Genomic DNA, 16,746 nt, shown 5'->3' with positions numbered 1-16,746 from the left:
TAATATTTTATCTAATTTCACACTATGTACATACCCACACAGTATAGAAACGAGAACCTTTCCGAAGTCAAAGAGTTTTTAGAACAGAACAGCTTTGGCATTTTGGTAAGTCAGGTCGATGGAAAACCATGGGCCACCCATATTCCGTTGGAATTGGATACCGATAAGGATGGAAACGATATTCTCGTTAGTCACATCTCCAAGGCCAACCCGCAGTGGACTCAATTTTCGGAACAGACCGAAGTCCTTTGTATTTTTAATGGTCCGCACAGCTATATCTCTTCCTCTTGGTACCAAGAAGAGGAAGTTCCAACGTGGAACTATATTGCGGTTCATGTCTACGGTACCCTTAAAATTATAGACGAGGCGGCCGTTCTGGATTCCATGCATAAGCTAGTGAACAAGTACGAGAAAAATTCCGCATGTCCGGTGGCCATTGAAAATCTATCCCCAAAAACCATGCGCCAAATAAAAGGTGTTGTCGGATTTCAAATACGGATAACGGACATACAGGCGGCGAAAAAATTATCTCAAGGACGCGAGCATGATCAACCTAGAATCATTGAAGAATTAAATAAACGAGATGCGCAAGCAGCTTCAGTTGCTAGTGCAATGACCAAATCTAATAGTGCATAAATGGGTCGTAAAACCAAACAATTCTTGGTAGTATATGCGGTACTTTGGTTCCTTAGCTTCATTGTCATTACTATTCTTTTAAGTCGTGGAGATAGAAGCCCTGGAGACAGCGCCTTATTCTTTTTTAACATTGCCGGGAATAAAAATTTCCTCACCGGTTTTCATATAGTTTTTCTTTTGTGCAGCTTACTGCTATTGGCACTTCAATATTTCATCAAACTTTATCGATCCAAATCAAAATCGGTCTTCTTCAGACAACTGGGTTACCGTTTTATACTTCCCATTCTGATAGCCTTCCTAGGTCTTAAAACACTTATCTATGCCAATTCCTATGAGTGGCACGATTATCAGTGGGATAATTCCGTAATGAATACTGAGGGAATCGTTAATAATTTTTATGAGGCCGATCAAAAACAAAGAGGCATGAGTGTTTTTGGCTGGTCTCGTGATAATAACGAGGTTATAGATGATCTTATCAAGGCCAATGTAGAATGGGTGGCAGTAATTCCCTTTCTTTATCAAGAGGATGAAACCACAAAACGAATTAATGTTCCAGATGATCTCAATTCTTTTACCAGAAGGGATTCTAGCTTCATAAAAACGATAAGGACGCTTCATAAAAAAGGACTTAAAGTACATCTGAAACCGCATTTGTGGATGAGTAGTGGTTGGCGGAGTAATATTACGCTAGATAGTAATGAAGATTGGGATGCCTGGTTTGAATCTTACCGGATAAACATGATGCGCTATGCAAAGATTGCGGCGCTGACAGAAACGGAACTATTCTGCGTAGGTACCGAACTGCGAACCTCTATAAAAAGACAACCTGAAAAGTGGAACGGACTTATTGATGAAATAAAGGAAATTTATAAGGGCGAACTCACTTACGCCGCAAACTGGTACGATGAGTATGAGCACGTTGGCTTTTGGGACAGGTTAGATTACATAGGAATACAAGCTTACTTTCCCTTGACCAAAATGGAAAATCCGGATTTAGAGACCATCGAAATGGGATGGGACAAACATATACTGGAATTAAAGAGTGTACATGAAAAATATGAGAAACCCATACTTTTTACAGAAGTGGGCTATAAAAGCGAATCTAATGCTACCATAAAGCCTTGGGAATGGGGTTCAGGGTTTAGTATACTTACTAAAAAGAAATCCGATAAGACCCAACAATTGGCTTTCGAAGCTTTGTTCAACAAATGTTGGGACCAGCCATGGCTAGCGGGTATTTATATTTGGGAATGGAACGTACGGACTACGGAGGAAAGTGCCGCAACAGACCTCAATTTCTCGCCACGTTTTAAGCCCGCAGAAAATGTAATTGCCAAGGGTTTTAAAAATACGGTTAAAAGACCTTAAACTTGAGGTTTCAGTTAAGATACTAGAGTTAAGTTTCTAGAATTCAATGGTGTACAAATCAATTGGTTCGTTCTTTCCTCGCAGTACTAACTCCCCTATTCGTTTGAATTTATATCTAGAAGTACTTTTGTTGTTTAGTTCCCTGTAAAGCTCGCCGGACATTAGTAAGTTGGCCCTATACGTGTTACAGGCCGCTTCTAAACGAGCGGCAGTATTTAAAATATCCCCAGTATAAATGATGTTTCTCTTTATGATTCCTATTTCTCCCGTGGTGACTTCCCCTATATGATAGCCTGCTTTAAATTTTGGTGCTATTCCAAACGTTTTCTGGTACCAATTATTTTTTGCTTCGAGCGTTTCGGAAATTTTAAGAAAAGAAACAATACAATTGTTATTTCTTAGACCAATTTCCTTGGGCCAGGATAAAACAATTTCGTCCCCAACATACTGGTATATTTCTGCCTCGCTATCTAAAATAGCGCTGGTCATATCCGCATAATACTGCTTTAATAAGGCAAAATATTGCTCGTGACCTAGCGATTCCGCAATGCTAGTGGAAGACTTCATATCCAAAAACATGAATATTCTAACTTCTTTCAAAGGCTTATGATACTTGGAGAACAAAGCATTGTAGAGCACGTCATTCCCCACATATTGAATCATCTCCGAGAAAAACACTGCTATACCCGCAATGAAAGCCATGAAAATTAAAATGCTCCAAAAGGCAAAATTGGCTGAAAAACGTTTTAAATCATCTAAGGCATCCGTGAATTGGTATTCGTCATAATTATAGTAACTATTAAGAAGGCTGAACGCCATTAGACTTAGCGCTATAAAAAAGACATAGAATAGCAGCTTTAATAAAATCTTTACCCTGAGCGAGGTATGGGAAAGTCTTTTTTTAAACCAAGCAACTTCAAATGCCCCTTGTAATAGTCCAACCACGAACGCTCCCAAAACCAAGGGTAAAATGCCGTTTTCAAAATCATAAGGGTTTCCCGTAGTAGGATATTTATCCAGTGTACCTAGTAACCCATATTCTACCAAACCATAAACAAATGCAAATCCTGCCCATATGAGACCAAAGGGCACAATTTGTTTTAAAAATCTCTTTATACGCAAGACGAACCTTCTTAGTTGAATACTCAGTATAAGTAAATAATACTAGGACAGCTAATATGCCTCAATATTATTTCTTATAAAAATACTCTAGATTAACGTATGATTTAATACCAAATTATATGTTGGGAACTACAAATTATATTCTCTTTAATATGAAACACTCATAATGAAATCTTTATTGATGCGTAGTGAACATTTTGGTATATTTAAGTAGCTAACCAAATAACCGACCAAATGACCTCAGATGACGTTCATTACATACCAAATTAAGAAGTGGATTACTCCATATACCATTGATAGTTTCCTTGTTAATTTCTTTCTGTTCGTTCCCCGTGTGGTGGCCGGTGTGTTGCTTGCATTTGTTTATGCCCCTAATAAATTTGGAACCCCATGGACCCCAGACGCATTGGAATTGTCTTTTTTGGAAGTTTCTGACGAGTTTGTAGGGCTCATTGCAAATCAAGGTTATCCATTTGATGTATTTCCTGACCTTTTCGCTTGGTCCATTGGCTTTATGGAAGCCTTTGGTGGCCTTCTGCTTATTTTAGGTCTTAATACTCGTATCACCGCATTTTTTGTCTTTCTTACAATGACCATGGGTATTTTTTTTAGGACTTGGGACGGCACTTGGGACATACTTCCAGTTTTCTGTTTCTTTTGCCTTGGCTTGTTCCTCATGGGTTTCGGCTCGGGAAAATGGGGCTTGGATTATTGGTTATCGAAAAAACTACGCTAGCATCACAGATTATCTAACTGATTGCTCGTCTTATCATCACTTATGGTCCAAAAGAAACCGATTACAAAGAAAGCATCTGCTGTAGGTCGTATGGCACGGCGCTCAAAAATACCGTTTATATTTGGTGTATCTGCATATTGATAACCATTTATATTTTTGAATCCGGTAATATTACTAACCGAGAAAAACAATATTTTTTGTTGCGAAATCAGGTAAGCCCAGTTCATGTTCAAGCTATTAAAAGATTTGGTCTTCTCTGCTAAAAATTCTGGCGTATTCGGATTGTCATAAGGCCTTCCTGAACCATGATTGTAGGAAAGGCCTATTTGGGAACGCCAGTCTCCCACCCAGTACTTTGTCACTAAGGAAAGACTATGTGCGGGGGCAAAATTGGGTGTTGCCCTCTCCGGAAAGTTTCGGAAATCCCGTTCGGTATCCAAATAGGAATAGGAGGCCCAATAGTCCAGATTTTTTATGCTCTTGTTATCTCTCCAAAATATATCTATACCCGTGGCATAGCCTTTACCAAGATTGTTGAATTCCGAGTTGAACTGGGGAAATTGGGTATCAAATTTTACGAGTCCGTCATAGTCCTTATAATACGCCTCTGCCCTAAAAGTTTTTCCATCAGATAGATACTGATAATTTAAAATATAGTGTGCGGTCTTCTCAAAGTCTAGACTTTGGTCAAATTTCAGGGATTCGGTCAAAGGGTTTTGATAAAAATCTCCATAAGCCAGAGAAAACTGTCCCTTTTCGCTACTCTTATAAGCCAATGACACACGAGGTGCAATATTAGTATCATCTAAAAAACTGGAGTGCTCTGCCCTAAGCCCTAGTTTCATTGTAAACTTGTTACTAAAGAAAATATCGGCCTCGGCAAATCCGGCACTTAAATTATCTTTAAATCCCGATGCTAAAATAAAATTGTACGGGGTTGTGAAATCGTCTTTGTAATCGGTAATAAAATGTTCCACTCCCATATTCAATTGAAGTTTACTATTAAAGGTCTTCTTTACCTTCAGTTTTAAATGTCCGGCGGTCTCGCTCGTTAAAATATCGTTGGCTTCAAAACCAATATCGTTTCTATCATAAGAAATACTTGCTCCCGTAGTTACGGTCCATTCCTTATCAAAAAAATGCTTGTATGTGGTATTGGCGTACAGGTTGCTATTTTTTAAACGAAAGTTGACAAAGTCCTCAAAATTGATATCCTCTTGGTCTACATCTAGGTTCGCCTGATTAAATCCGGTGTAAAATTTAAAAATTCCTTTATCCGTTTTACTTCTATACACCGTTTCGCCAGAAAAAGATTGGTAAGGTTTGTTCCAACGGGCACCTTGCTCATTAGGCACGATCCATTGGTACGGTGCCAGATTTATATACTGGGCGTTAACGCTGAGCGATTTGTTGTCCCATATCATAGTTCGCCCAAGACCTCCGCCAACGGAGAGAACCGATATGTCCGTTTTTTCTTGGTCCGGTTCATCGGTGGTGTTCAATAGAAGCACGCTAGATAGTGCCTGACCATATTCGGCAGAATATCCTCCGGTGCTAAATGTGATTCCCTTAAAAAGAAACGGTGAGAAACGCCCTCTAGTAGGTATATTATTGGCCGTTGCGTTGAAAGGTTGAAATACCCGTAACCCATCTATAAAAACTTGTGTCTCCCCTGCTTGGCCTCCACGTACGAAAAGGCGGCCGTCCTCGCTCACATTTGAAGTCCCTGGTAATGTTTGTAGCGCTCCAATGAAATCTCCTGCAGCTCCTGCTGTGGTTACGATATCCAAAGGCTTTAGTACCGATACTTTGGAGTTGTCCCCAGCTTTAAAGCTCCCCGCTGTTAAGGTAACTCCGTTTAATTGGTTAATGGCCTCCCGCAATACAATAGCTAAGTCTTTTAAGTAGGATACGTCACCTGCTTGCATATAAGTTTCATAGGAAATCATGGATACAATAAGGTTTTGTGTTCCGGAAGCGGAGGTCTCAAAGCTGAATTTTCCATCTGCATTCGTAGATGCCCCATCATACGTTCCGTCTAAGTAAACGTTCGCACCCATTATGGAATTACCTTTGCTATCCACAACTGTACCCGTAATAACGGTTTGAGCAGCGCTATTTAGTGTGATTAGAAAAACTAGTGTTGTTAAAATTGCCTTCATGGTTTTTGAGTGATGATTACGGGGCAAAATTGAATGTTTACACAGACCTAAACCAAAACGTCTGACCGAAATGTAGATTTTTAAGACTGAAATGTATCGCTGTTTTTCAATGACAATTCACGCACAAAAATCAACAACTGGGTACTTCCATTTTTCAGAATGCGTGCTTTCTTTGGAATTTTGAGTCATTCAATAACAATTAAAACTTTATATATTATGAGAATTGCAGCACTTATTTTAGGATTAGTATTGACCAGCTTTTTGAGTAACGCACAGGAAAAGGAAGGGATGACCCTTACCGTAACTATCGAGAATGTTCTTTCAAATGAAGGTAAGATTATAGGGGCCCTGCATATAGAGGGTACCTTTATGAAAGGAGCCGGCATTGCTACCGAGGTAGTAGATGCCAAAAAAGGGGAAGTAACCTTGACCTTTACAAATGTTGAACCCGGCACCTTTGCCATAATGATTTTGCACGATGGTAATGGGAATAACCGTATGGATTTTGAAGCTAACGGAATGCCCAAAGAGAGTTATGCTACGACGGGAGAATTGGTCTTTGGTCCTCCAAACTTTAATAGCGCAAAGTTTGAGGTAGTCGACAATGACCTTGATTTTAGAATTCGTTTCTAAAAAAGGTCCTACTAGCAGATTAAGGAGTCATTTATATAGAATGAACTTCTAGTTTCGAGGCGAGCTTTAGTGCTTCCTTAATCCCTATTATCGGGTAAACGGATTATTCATCAATCAAGAACAAAAAAGGCTTCCATCTTGGAAGCCTTTTTTTTTAAATCTCTTCTGTTAGCCAAGCTTTCATCATCCAGACCGTTTTCTCCTGTTCGGTGATAAAATCGCTCATCATGCTATTCGTTCCTTCGTCATTGGCGTCTGCTGATGCATCCAAAAGCTTTCGTTCTATTAACAATAGTTCTTTTAAGGAATCCACGATTAAACGAATGGCTTCTTCATCTTTAGTAATATCTTTACCCGCAGGTACCGTGGCTTGCTCCGTGTAATCCTCAAAGGTGTGTAAAGGAACAACTCCTAAGGTTAGAATACGTTCTGCAATTAAATCAACCTTCAGATTAGCATCATCATAAAGTTCCTCAAACTTTATATGCAAATCAAAAAATCGTTTTCCTTTGATATTCCAATGTATACCTCTTAAACTCTGATAATAACGTTGGAAATTGGCCAAAAGAATATTAAGGTCTGCCCCAATAACTTTGGACTTTTCTGCATCTAAACCAATACTATTTAATTTCATTAATTCTATAATTTTATAGGTGACATTATACTACTTACATATTTAACTATAAGTTTAAAAAATAAACATGACGATTGTCATAAGTTTTATTGATAGTTTTTATAACTTTATAGTACTAAATTATTGATATGACTATTACACAATTACAATATGTGCTGGCAGTTGCCGAGTATAAAAATTTTACCCTGGCGGCGGAAAAGTGTTTCGTGACGCAACCTACTTTAAGTATGCAGGTTCAAAAGCTTGAGGACGAGCTTGATATACAGATTTTTGACAGAAGCAAAAAACCTATATCCGTTACGGAAGTAGGCAAAAAAATCGTTGCACAGGCCAAGAATATCGTAAACGAAGCGGATCGTATCAAAGATGTGGTGGACCAAGAAAAAGGGTTTATCGGCGGAGATTTCACCTTGGGTATTATCCCTACCATAATGCCTACACTGTTACCCATGTTCTTGAAAACCTTTATAAATAAATACCCGGAGGTAAACCTCATCATCAAGGAGCAGAGCACGGAGAATCTAATCAGGAATATTCAAGATGGCCATCTAGACGCCGCCATTGCCGCTACTCCTCTTGAAATTGAATTTATAAAGGAAAGACCCCTCTATTACGAACCATTTGTGGGTTATGTTCCAAAAGACCATAGACTTAGGGCATTAAAAGAAATTACCCCGGACGATTTAAATGTTTCGGATATCCTGTTATTGCAGGATGGGCATTGCTTTAGGGAAGGGGTGCTTAATCTCTGTAAGACCCCAAAAAAATCTGGGGAAGAGCATTTTCAATTGCAAAGTGGCAGTTTTGAAACCCTGATCAATCTTTCTAATGAAGGCTTGGGAATGACCTTATTACCCTTTCTAAATACCTTAGAACTCGATACGACTAAAAAGCAAAATCTTAAGTTTTTCAAGGAACCTTCACCCGCACGGGAAGTAAGCCTTATCTACCATAAAAGCGAATTAAAGATTCAAATAACGGAGGCCTTACGTGACGTCATATCCGGAGTGATCCGAGGGGCGATTAAATTTCAAGATGTAAAAATCATAAGTCCTTTGAACAAGTAGTAGCAATCAGTTCTTTCGTTTCAAGGTAAAGGAACAACCTTCTATACAAATTGTAGGACCACCTTGGTAGACAATCAATATATCTCCTTTAAAATCAGGTCTCCACTTCCAAGTGAAGGATTCATCAGATTTGGTGTAGAAGAGCACAATCAATTCCTCTTCTATTTCAAAAGTACCGGAGTAATCGAGCGAAGGATTCTGGGTATCGTTATAAGAAAAAGAGCCGTTCAAATCAAAGCTATAAAAACCTCCATCCTCTATTTCTTCATTTATTTGAGGACCTCCTATACTATAGCTGTTAGAAATAATCTGCCAAGTACCAACGATGGCACTCGCTCTTACTGGAGTTTCTATACCGCTAGATTCCTTAAAACACGAAGATAATGACACCACCAATACTAATGCGAGCAGTCTTTTCATAACGACTATCCTTTTTAGTTAGATACCATATATTCAAAGGGTTGCTTTCTAAACAAAAAAAAGCCACTTTTCAGTGGCTCTTCATTATTTTAGATAGATTAAACTTTGTTGGAGCTCTGGCTTATCCGTAATAAAACGTTCTAACCAGATTTTGAGTTCCACTACCTCTTCAGGTAGTAACAGGTCTACTGCTTTCTTTAGTTCTTTGCAAAATAATTTTACGTCGAAACTAACCTTTTTCAGTACTGTCTTGCTATACTCTAGCATAGTTCTAGTCATATAGTATGTAGTTTTATTGATTAGGTGTTGTGTAAATTTAAACAGAAAAGAAGGTATATTATTGCCCCTAAAAAGTTAAAACTGAATGGTAATATGTTAAACTATGACAAAGGAAGAAACACTAATTTCATTACTTTTAAACTTCTAGGAATTCTTAACTGAATGAACAGTGATCCAAGCGCCCATACAATAGAATATATGATAAAAAAAATATCGATTTATGTGTGTACGTTCTTGCTCCTTTTTGGCTGTGCTTCGTTAAAAAAGCAAACTAAGAAAGAGATTGAAACAGTACTTCATTCCAAATTTTTTGAAAATCAGTTTACCGGATTTTTGATTGTGGACCCAAGTACTAGAGATACAATCTACAATCTGAACAGTAACAGATATTTTACTCCCGCAAGTAATACGAAGATTTTTACTTTATACACGGCCCTAAAAATCCTCCCGGAAAAAATACCTGCTTTGCGCTATTTGCAGCAAAATGATACGCTTTACTTTAAGGGTACTGGAGACCCTAGCTTCTTACACCCCTTTCTAAGCGATTCAACGGCCTATAAGTTTCTCAAAAAGTATAAAAACTTGGCCCTTTTTGCGGATAATTTTCTGGATACACCTTTAGGGCCAGGTTGGTCTTGGGACGATTTTCACTGGTACTATTCTCCGGAACGCAGTGCTTTCCCTATTCACGGTAATGTTACCCTAATAACCAGTACGCCGCAGAAGCATGTTTCGCCAACATATTTTAAGGATAGCGTTTTCTATGAAGATTATGACTTTAACCGTCAGCAGGATAAAAACAAATTCTATTTTAATACTGCCCGTACCGATACTTTGGAGGTGCCCTTTAAGACTGGTAGCAGAACAACCAAAAACGTATTAGAAAGTAGTTTGGGTCAGCCAGTACGTCTTATCACTAAGATTCCAAAAGGCAACGCGAGAACTTTGGAAGGTATTCATGCAGATTCCCTTTATGTAAAACTCATGCACGAAAGTGATAATTTTATCGCTGAGCAATTGCTATTATTAGCGGCATCAGAACTAAGGGATACGCTGAACAGTGAAATAATAAGAACACATATATTAGAAAACAACTTGGCCGATTTAAAACAACCACCGCGTTGGGTAGATGGTTCGGGGCTTTCCCGGTACAACCTCTTTACCCCACAGTCCTTGGTACATGTGCTACACCAACTTCAACTTGAAGTACCCCAAGAAAGACTTTTCAGTATTTTTCCCGCTGGTGGTGTTTCTGGAACCTTGCAAAACTGGTACGGTAACGGTATAAATCCCTACATCTTCGCTAAATCGGGTAGTTTAGGAAACAATTATTGTCTTAGCGGCTACCTCCTTACAAAATCTGGTAAAGTGCTTCTATTCAGTTTTATGAACAATCATTTTAGAAATCCTTCCTCTGAGGTGAAAATTAGGATGCAGCAGATTTTTGAAATGCTTCACCAGAACTACTGACCTTCCAGCATTTCTTCATTTACGTTTTTTGAAAAACGCTTTAAAAGCATTCCTATTTTTGGAGTTATATGGGTCTCACAAAACGGTTTCTGAGTGTTCTTATAGTAATAGTTCTGAAATTGTTCCGGAGAAGCTCTAAAGGCACCAAATTCCATAATCTGGGTAATTACTTTTTCTGTGAAATCTCTTTGAGCCTTCATAACGGCCGCTTTTGCAGTGCCCATATCAGTAGATGAAAACACGTAAACAGCGGAACGGTATTTATGCCGCATAGCATGTATCTTAGTACTGGAATGTGTGTGTAAATGAATTGTTATAAGTTCCTGCAGGGATATACATGCTGCATCGTAATGGATAATTACCCCTTCAGAAAATTCATTTTCCTCCCCTAAAGGCGCAACGTATCCCTGCGCTACCTTACTAACTCCTTTTAAGGATTTAAAAACCGCTTCCGTACACCAATGACAACCGCCGCCTAGGGCTACTTTCTGTAACGTTTTCATGTACTGTTGGTCGTAATATTAGTTAGAAACTAACCCATGTATCTGTGCATATTGTAGCAGTAGAATAGTCTTTGCATCTTTAATCTCACCGGAGGCAATCATCCTAATCGCAGTAGCCATAGGGTATTCCAAGACTTCTATATTTTCTGTTTCGTCTATAGCTCCTCCCCCGTCGCCAACCTTCATTTTTTCCTCATAAGCCCCAACGAACAAATAGAGGATTTCGGTTACCGAACCTGGAGACATGTACGTTTCAAATACCCTTTCAACATCGGCTATTTTATACCCTGTCTCCTCTTCGGTTTCCTTTCTGATGCAATCCTCCGGATTGTCGCCGTCCAATAAACCGGCACATACTTCTATCATCATGCCATTATCGTTACCATTGACATAGGTGGGCATACGGAACTGTTTGGTCAGTATTACCGTTCCCTTCTTCTTGTTGTACAGCAGAATTCCAGCACCATTACCCCTATCATAGGCTTCGCGATGTTGTTCTTCCCAAGTACCATCTTCCTTTTGATAATCGAAAGTATATTTATTCAGCGTATACCAATTGTCAGATAATAATTCCTTTCTTATGTTTTTAATCTTTGGGTTTTTCAATTCATTTATAATTTTAAGAATTAATTCTTGCTTAAACTGTTTGAGGCTTTTTGTTATCCCTATTCCTTGTGAATTCTCAAATATAGTTTTCAAATGTCTATAGTCCTAGCCCAATGACATCATCGTTATTTCTTGCAAGGGTAAACCATGAAAACTTTGTAACTTATGCCCTAAGAAAAACCTAATGAAAATGAATAAATATCTTCTGCTAACAACATTATGTGTTGGGCTGTTTTTTGGCTGCGAACAAAATAAAAAAGAAATTAAAAAACTTCCCCGTATTGCAATAGCAGGTATCGGTATTGAGTCCAGTACCTTCTCCCCTGCCCAAACACATGAAGAAGCATTCCATGCTAGAATTGGTGACTCTATTTTTGGGCGTTATCCATTCTTTGCGGAAGGTACTTCCGTAAGAAAGCGCGCGGAATGGGTACCCACATTACTGGGAAAATCATTACCAGGCGGAATCGTAACGAGAGAGGCATATGAATCCATGGTGGCGAAAATATTGAATATGCTTAAGGAAAATGGACCTTATGACGGGCTGTTCTTTGATATACATGGTGCCATGAGCGTGGTAGGTCTACAAGATGCAGAAGGGGATTTAATTAAACGAATACGAGAAGTCGTTGGGACCGATGTATTGATTTCTACCTCGATGGACCTACACGGTAATGTGACCGAAACGCTAGCTGAACATTCTGACCTTATCACCTGCTATAGAATGGCTCCCCATGAAGATGCGTTGGAATCAAAAGAACGCGCCATTACCAACTTATTGGACCGATTAGAAAGTGGCAAGGGAAAACCAAAATTCAAAGCATGGATTCCCGTTCCGATTTTACTTCCTGGAGAGAAAACCAGTACGCGTATAGAGCCCGGAAAAAGCTTGTATGGCAAAATTCCTGCTTTAGTTGCACAAGAGGGTATTATTGATGCGGCTATTTGGATGGGATATCCATGGGCGGACGAATCTAGGAACCATGGCGTAGTGATGGCGGTCGGTGATAACAAAGAACAAGTGGTCAATGCTGCGGAAGATTTAGCAGAAGCGTACTGGGGAGTACGTAACGAATTTGAATTTGTAGCTCCGGTAGCTCGCTTGGACGAAAGTTTAAAATTGGCTTTAGCTAGTGAAGAAGGGCCTTATATAATTAGTGATATGGGCGATAACCCCACTGCAGGTGGTGCTGGGGATGTCACATGGACCTTAAGGGAACTTTTGGCAAGAAAGGAGTTTAAGTCCGCTAAAGGTCCCTCTATGATATACGCTTCTATTCCCGGGCCAGAGTTGATTGAAGAAGCCCTTAAAGTTGGCGTTGGAGGTTCTGTATCGGCCATGGCTGGAGCTCTTGTGGACAATAGATATGCCCGCCGCTTCAACTAGAAGGTGCCGTAACCGCAATCAAAGAAGGTGACCGTGATGCTGGAGTAGAAGTTGTGGTGCGGATAGGCAGTATTAACGTTATCGTTACCAAGAAAAGAAAACCTTATCACAAGGAAAAGGATTTTATGGATTTGGGTCTGAATCCCAGAGAGACGGATATTATAGTAGTAAAAATAGGCTACCTTGTCCCGGAACTTTATGAAATGCGTAAAGGATGGACAATGGCACTTACTCCTGGCGGCGTAGACCAAGATTTAGAACGTCTTGACTATAAATACATAAAACGTCCCATGTTTCCATTAGATGCGGATATGGATACACCAAATTTAAAAGCGCGACTATTATCCGCATCAAATCAACTGAATTAAAATCATGTACGTAAAAAAGAATTTTGGACTAAAATCTATTCTAATATTTAGCGGTGGGCATATCATTTGGATTGCCACTTGGGCCATACTCATTGCCTTGGTCTATCAATTTACCCCCTTAAAGGATTGGTTGGTCATTCCATGGTTACCACTTTCAGTTATCGGTACCGCAGTGGCATTTTATGTAGGCTTCAAAAATAACAGCGCCTACGACAGGTTATGGGAGGCACGGAAAATATGGGGAGCCATTGTTAATGGTAGCAGAACATGGGGAGCCACTACAAAAGCTTTTGTCAGCAATCAATTCAGTGAAGAACATCATGATGAAAAAGAACTTGATATACTACGTAAAAAATTGATATACAGACATGTTGGATGGCTATATGCTTTACGAAGTCAATTGCTCATACCAACCCAATGGGAACATATTAATCAGGGTAAACATGTACGTAAAACGGCAAAAAAAAAAAGAATGGAGAATTTTGGAGTTGGTCTACACAGTGATGATATTACGGAAAAACATCTGAGAAAATTTTTACCCGCAACAGAATACGAACAACTCATAAATTATAAAAACACGGCCACGCAAATCATAGACCACCAAAGTCAAGATTTGAAAGCGCTGCGCGAAAAGGATTATGTTGACGATTTTAGGCATATGAAGATGCAAAAACTTCTTGCCGATTTCTGCACTTTTCAAGGGCAGTGTGAACGGATTAAAAAATTTCCGTTACCGAGACAGTATGGTAGCATGAGTTTGGTTTTCGTTGGTATATTCATTTTCCTGTTGCCTTTGGGGATGGTTTCGGAGTTTGCAAAATTAGGCGAATTCGGCGTATGGCTTTCCATTCCTTTCACCATCTTGGTGGGTTGGGTCTATATTATGATGGAATTGGTGGGCGATTACTCGGAAAATCCTTTTGAAGGACTTGGTAACGATATCCCTATGCTCTCCTTATGCAGAACTATTGAAATTGACTTGCGGGAAATGTTGGGTGAAACCGAACTTCCTGATGCCATTACGCCTATTAATGATATTTTATTGTAATGCTAAACCGTAATAGCATGGTTTAAATACCTTCTAAAGGGAAGCATTTCCATATAGGCGGTAATAACTTTGTCTTCAAAATCGGATTTAAAAATTTCTTTAGTGGAAAACTCGGTTGCAACTGCAAAGGTTTTATTCCGCAATAAATCTATATGCGGATGGTCATTGGAAAAACCCTTGGGCGAATTGGTAAGCCTTACATCTTCCCAAAGACCACCGAACATGGCTTTGAAAGACTTTCTATTTAGGATTTCTTGTAACGCCTCCCCATCATAATCGATGGCATCTCTAATGCTTCGTAGCCGTTTAGGTTCCGGTCTCCATAGGCCACCGGCGAACATACCTCTTTCAATTCCTATTTCTACGTAGAAGTCACCTGTATTGGGACGCTTATCTAATCCGGCACCAAAATGGTCTTTATATATGGGTTTATTTGGATGAAACATGAGATTATTATTGATGCGATTTATGCCCTTCTTTCCGGGAGTATCGTAATATTCATCATCAATACTCATTAGTCTAGTATTCATACCATCCAGCCAACTTATGAAATCGTCACGGACTTCTTTGTACCATTTGCGATTGGCGTCCATCCATTCCTTATTGTTATTTTTCTGGAGTTCTTTGAGGAAATTGATTTGGTTCTTGAAATTCATTTTTAGTAATTGAATCGCAAAGTTACTTAAATAACTATCGTCAAGTCCAGCGGAGTCGAGATGCATTTATATTCCTGAGCTCATTCTGGGCAGCGCCTGTCCTCAGCAAAGCCAAAGGCTCGAACTGACAAAAAATCTAATTTGGAAGTCCTGTCTCCTCTTGAAAGGGTAATAAAGAATGGGACTTTAAAACCCTCTATCTCCTCCGATTACATCGCCTAAAGTGCCCAAGATACTTCCTTCGCCCTTATCCTTTCCTCCTCTTGGGATAGCAGCCAAAACACGACCCGCCAATCTACTGAAGGGTAGGGATTGTATGTATACCGTTCCAGGACCTCTTAGGGTTGCAAAGAAAAGCCCCTCGCCCCCAAAAACCGTATTTTTTATTCCGCCAACAAACTCAATATCGTAATCCACCGTTTGCGAAAAACCGACGATACAACCGGTATCGACTTTAAGAACTTCTCCTACTGCTAGTTCTTTTTTGGCCATGGTTCCGCCAGCATGTACAAAGGCCATGCCATCTCCCTCTAGCTTTTGCATGATGAAACCTTCACCTCCAAAAAGTCCCCTGCCTAATTTCTTGGAAAATTCTATACCAACTGAAACTCCCCTTGCGGCGCAGAGAAAAGCATCTTTCTGGCAAATGAATTTTCCTCCTTTTTCGGATAGGTCAATTGGTAATATTTTTCCTGGATAGGGAGATGCAAAACTAACTTGCTTCTTTCCCTGACCAACGTTCAAAAAGGCGGTCATAAAAAGACTTTCTCCTGTGAGCATTCGTTTTCCTGCGGAAAATATTTTACCTAGGACACTACTGTCCTGGTTGGAACCATCTCCAAAAATGGTGTCCATTTTTATATCGGTATCCATCATCATAAAACTTCCTGCTTCGGCCACTACAGCCTCTTGAGGGTCTAGCTCTATTTCTACATATTGCATTTCTTCCCCGTAAATCTCGTAATCTATTTCATGTGCGTTCATAAGTTGTGTTTTATCATTTCGGCGTATACCGAAATCTAATTGTTTTTTGTTGATGACAATTAGTTGTAATTAACCTTCAATTTGTTACAACTAATCTAAAATTTGTTCCATTACCAAAAGTAACGCTGTCGGTTTCTGGGTACCTATCAAAATTTTTTTGCCTTTTTTTAAGGTAATTGCCAACCCCTTATTTCCTTTTACATTATATACCGTTCCATATTTAGGACTCATGCGAATACCATAACCCAGAAAATAGTAGGCAACAATTTTTGATGTAACAACGTCACTTACTGCAAATGATTTTTTAAAAAAAAGAAGGTGACGGATATTTATTTCTCTATCTGTAATAATAACAGTTAGTTTAGAAAAAAGCATAAACAATAAGATGAAAACATAGATTAAGGCACCAATCCAGTAAGATATGGGCATTATTATGGAAAAAGACCCAATACCTGAATCAGTAACTAAATTTCCATATAGGTTATAAGCTGTGTTCAATCCATAAGTGCAACACACTTATTTTTTAGGACTTCAATAGGGTTGTAATAGTTAAACTTTCTAATAGGTCTGTAATTTAGTAATAATTCCACTTCTTTGATTCTCTCTATTGAGACTTGATTAAGGTCCGTTTTCTTAGGGAAGAATCGTCTAATAACTCCTATTCTAT

Annotated in this window: 17 protein-coding genes and 2 pseudogenes; 8 read left to right on the top strand and 11 right to left on the bottom strand. The window is 39.1% G+C overall.

Going from position 1 to position 16,746, the window contains the following annotated elements; genetic code table 11:
- The first annotated feature begins 24 nt into the window (after positions 1 to 24).
- Both BFP77_RS08760 and BFP77_RS08755 read left to right on the top strand, forming a co-directional pair.
- The gene (locus tag BFP77_RS08760) at positions 25 to 636 is read left to right on the top strand and encodes an FMN-binding negative transcriptional regulator (RefSeq protein WP_099573657.1); all 612 of its coding nucleotides are present in this window, start codon (positions 25 to 27) and stop codon (positions 634 to 636) included.
- Complete coding sequence (locus tag BFP77_RS08755) at positions 637 to 2,004, top strand: glycoside hydrolase family 113 (protein ID WP_099573656.1); 1,368 nt, start codon at positions 637 to 639, stop codon at positions 2,002 to 2,004.
- Between the two features lie 36 nt (positions 2,005 to 2,040).
- Here BFP77_RS08755 and BFP77_RS08750 read toward each other — a convergent pair whose 3' ends face one another.
- Complete coding sequence (locus BFP77_RS08750; protein ID WP_099573655.1) at positions 2,041 to 3,126, bottom strand: adenylate/guanylate cyclase domain-containing protein; 1,086 nt, start codon at positions 3,124 to 3,126, stop codon at positions 2,041 to 2,043.
- Positions 3,127 to 3,370: 244 nt separating this feature from the next.
- On the opposite strand from BFP77_RS08750, the gene BFP77_RS08745 reads away from it, so the two are divergent.
- Positions 3,371 to 3,862, top strand: coding sequence for a DoxX family membrane protein (locus BFP77_RS08745; RefSeq protein ID WP_099573654.1), 492 nt, complete (start codon positions 3,371 to 3,373; stop codon positions 3,860 to 3,862).
- A 2-nt stretch (positions 3,863 to 3,864) separates the two neighbouring features.
- Here the strand turns inward: BFP77_RS08745 and BFP77_RS08740 are convergent, their stop codons facing one another.
- The gene (locus tag BFP77_RS08740) at positions 3,865 to 6,024 is read right to left on the bottom strand and encodes a TonB-dependent receptor (protein ID WP_099573653.1); all 2,160 of its coding nucleotides are present in this window, start codon (positions 6,022 to 6,024) and stop codon (positions 3,865 to 3,867) included.
- Between the two features lie 216 nt (positions 6,025 to 6,240).
- On the opposite strand from BFP77_RS08740, the gene BFP77_RS08735 reads away from it, so the two are divergent.
- A complete protein-coding gene (locus BFP77_RS08735; RefSeq protein ID WP_099573652.1) occupies positions 6,241 to 6,657 on the top strand; it encodes a DUF2141 domain-containing protein in 417 nt (138 codons plus the stop codon).
- A gap of 154 nt (positions 6,658 to 6,811) precedes the next feature.
- On the opposite strand, the gene BFP77_RS08730 is transcribed toward BFP77_RS08735, so the two are convergent.
- Positions 6,812 to 7,291, bottom strand: a complete 480-nt coding sequence (locus BFP77_RS08730) for a Dps family protein (RefSeq protein WP_099573651.1) — start codon at positions 7,289 to 7,291, stop codon at positions 6,812 to 6,814.
- A 128-nt stretch (positions 7,292 to 7,419) separates the two neighbouring features.
- Between BFP77_RS08730 and BFP77_RS08725 the strand changes: the two genes are divergently transcribed.
- Entirely contained in the window at positions 7,420 to 8,358 is a 939-nt protein-coding gene (locus BFP77_RS08725; RefSeq protein ID WP_099573650.1) for a LysR substrate-binding domain-containing protein, read from the top strand.
- Between the two features lie 6 nt (positions 8,359 to 8,364).
- Here BFP77_RS08725 and BFP77_RS08720 read toward each other — a convergent pair whose 3' ends face one another.
- Together BFP77_RS08720 and BFP77_RS08715 are read right to left on the bottom strand one after the other, a co-directional pair.
- On the bottom strand, positions 8,365 to 8,778 hold the full coding sequence (locus BFP77_RS08720) for a lipocalin family protein (protein ID WP_099573649.1): 414 nt from the start codon (positions 8,776 to 8,778) through the stop codon (positions 8,365 to 8,367).
- 84 nt (positions 8,779 to 8,862) lie between these two features.
- Positions 8,863 to 9,057, bottom strand: a complete 195-nt coding sequence (locus BFP77_RS08715; protein WP_099573648.1) for a hypothetical protein — start codon at positions 9,055 to 9,057, stop codon at positions 8,863 to 8,865.
- A 198-nt stretch (positions 9,058 to 9,255) separates the two neighbouring features.
- Between BFP77_RS08715 and BFP77_RS08710 the strand changes: the two genes are divergently transcribed.
- A complete protein-coding gene (locus BFP77_RS08710; protein ID WP_099573690.1) occupies positions 9,256 to 10,527 on the top strand; it encodes a D-alanyl-D-alanine carboxypeptidase/D-alanyl-D-alanine-endopeptidase in 1,272 nt (423 codons plus the stop codon).
- On the opposite strand, the gene BFP77_RS08705 is transcribed toward BFP77_RS08710, so the two are convergent.
- The gene (locus tag BFP77_RS08705) at positions 10,521 to 11,030 is read right to left on the bottom strand and encodes a peptide-methionine (S)-S-oxide reductase (RefSeq protein ID WP_099573647.1); all 510 of its coding nucleotides are present in this window, start codon (positions 11,028 to 11,030) and stop codon (positions 10,521 to 10,523) included. The two genes, BFP77_RS08710 and BFP77_RS08705, sit on opposite strands and share 7 nt — an antisense overlap.
- 18 nt (positions 11,031 to 11,048) lie before the next feature.
- Positions 11,049 to 11,636 carry a GDP-mannose pyrophosphatase NudK gene (gene nudK, locus BFP77_RS08700; RefSeq protein WP_099573689.1) on the bottom strand — a complete coding sequence of 196 codons (588 nt, stop codon included), beginning with the start codon at positions 11,634 to 11,636 and terminating at the stop codon, positions 11,049 to 11,051.
- Between the two features lie 184 nt (positions 11,637 to 11,820).
- Here nudK and BFP77_RS08695 point away from each other — a divergent pair.
- Positions 11,821 to 13,391 (top strand): annotated as a pseudogene (locus tag BFP77_RS08695) (M81 family metallopeptidase).
- Positions 13,392 to 13,395: 4 nt separating this feature from the next.
- Positions 13,396 to 14,439 (top strand): bestrophin family protein, encoded by a 1,044-nt coding sequence (locus tag BFP77_RS08690; protein ID WP_099573646.1) that lies wholly within the window; start codon positions 13,396 to 13,398, stop codon positions 14,437 to 14,439.
- A gap of 2 nt (positions 14,440 to 14,441) precedes the next feature.
- Here the strand turns inward: BFP77_RS08690 and BFP77_RS08685 are convergent, their stop codons facing one another.
- The 4 genes and pseudogenes from BFP77_RS08685 to BFP77_RS17590 all read right to left on the bottom strand — a co-directional run.
- Positions 14,442 to 15,095, bottom strand: a complete 654-nt coding sequence (locus tag BFP77_RS08685) for a DUF2461 domain-containing protein (RefSeq protein ID WP_099573645.1) — start codon at positions 15,093 to 15,095, stop codon at positions 14,442 to 14,444.
- Positions 15,096 to 15,281: 186 nt separating this feature from the next.
- Positions 15,282 to 16,079, bottom strand: coding sequence for a TIGR00266 family protein (locus tag BFP77_RS08680; RefSeq protein ID WP_099573644.1), 798 nt, complete (start codon positions 16,077 to 16,079; stop codon positions 15,282 to 15,284).
- Positions 16,080 to 16,169: 90 nt separating this feature from the next.
- Entirely contained in the window at positions 16,170 to 16,577 is a 408-nt protein-coding gene (locus BFP77_RS08675) for a hypothetical protein (RefSeq protein ID WP_099573643.1), read from the bottom strand.
- Positions 16,574 to 16,746: pseudogene (locus tag BFP77_RS17590) on the bottom strand (IS30 family transposase); the annotation flags it as partial. The pseudogene BFP77_RS17590 and the gene BFP77_RS08675, both read right to left, overlap by 4 nt.

The organism is Maribacter sp. 4U21 (genome assembly GCF_002742365.1).
Taxonomy (GTDB): Bacteria; Bacteroidota; Bacteroidia; order Flavobacteriales; family Flavobacteriaceae; genus Maribacter.
This window is presented reverse-complemented; position numbering and strand designations above follow the sequence as displayed.

Excerpts from the sequence above, each read along its gene's own strand:
- BFP77_RS08760 (WP_099573657.1), top strand. The coding sequence starts at position 25 with ATGTACATACCCACACAGTATAGAAACGAGAACCTTTCCGAAGTCAAA.
- BFP77_RS08755 (WP_099573656.1), top strand. The coding sequence starts at position 637 with ATGGGTCGTAAAACCAAACAATTCTTGGTAGTATATGCGGTACTTTGG.
- BFP77_RS08745 (WP_099573654.1), top strand. The coding sequence starts at position 3,371 with ATGACGTTCATTACATACCAAATTAAGAAGTGGATTACTCCATATACC.
- BFP77_RS08740 (WP_099573653.1), bottom strand. The coding sequence starts at position 6,024 with ATGAAGGCAATTTTAACAACACTAGTTTTTCTAATCACACTAAATAGC.
- BFP77_RS08735 (WP_099573652.1), top strand. The coding sequence starts at position 6,241 with ATGAGAATTGCAGCACTTATTTTAGGATTAGTATTGACCAGCTTTTTG.
- BFP77_RS08730 (WP_099573651.1), bottom strand. The coding sequence starts at position 7,291 with ATGAAATTAAATAGTATTGGTTTAGATGCAGAAAAGTCCAAAGTTATT.
- BFP77_RS08725 (WP_099573650.1), top strand. The coding sequence starts at position 7,420 with ATGACTATTACACAATTACAATATGTGCTGGCAGTTGCCGAGTATAAA.
- BFP77_RS08720 (WP_099573649.1), bottom strand. The coding sequence starts at position 8,778 with ATGAAAAGACTGCTCGCATTAGTATTGGTGGTGTCATTATCTTCGTGT.
- BFP77_RS08715 (WP_099573648.1), bottom strand. The coding sequence starts at position 9,057 with ATGACTAGAACTATGCTAGAGTATAGCAAGACAGTACTGAAAAAGGTT.
- BFP77_RS08710 (WP_099573690.1), top strand. The coding sequence starts at position 9,256 with ATGATAAAAAAAATATCGATTTATGTGTGTACGTTCTTGCTCCTTTTT.
- BFP77_RS08705 (WP_099573647.1), bottom strand. The coding sequence starts at position 11,030 with ATGAAAACGTTACAGAAAGTAGCCCTAGGCGGCGGTTGTCATTGGTGT.
- BFP77_RS08690 (WP_099573646.1), top strand. The coding sequence starts at position 13,396 with ATGTACGTAAAAAAGAATTTTGGACTAAAATCTATTCTAATATTTAGC.
- BFP77_RS08685 (WP_099573645.1), bottom strand. The coding sequence starts at position 15,095 with ATGAATTTCAAGAACCAAATCAATTTCCTCAAAGAACTCCAGAAAAAT.
- BFP77_RS08680 (WP_099573644.1), bottom strand. The coding sequence starts at position 16,079 with ATGAACGCACATGAAATAGATTACGAGATTTACGGGGAAGAAATGCAA.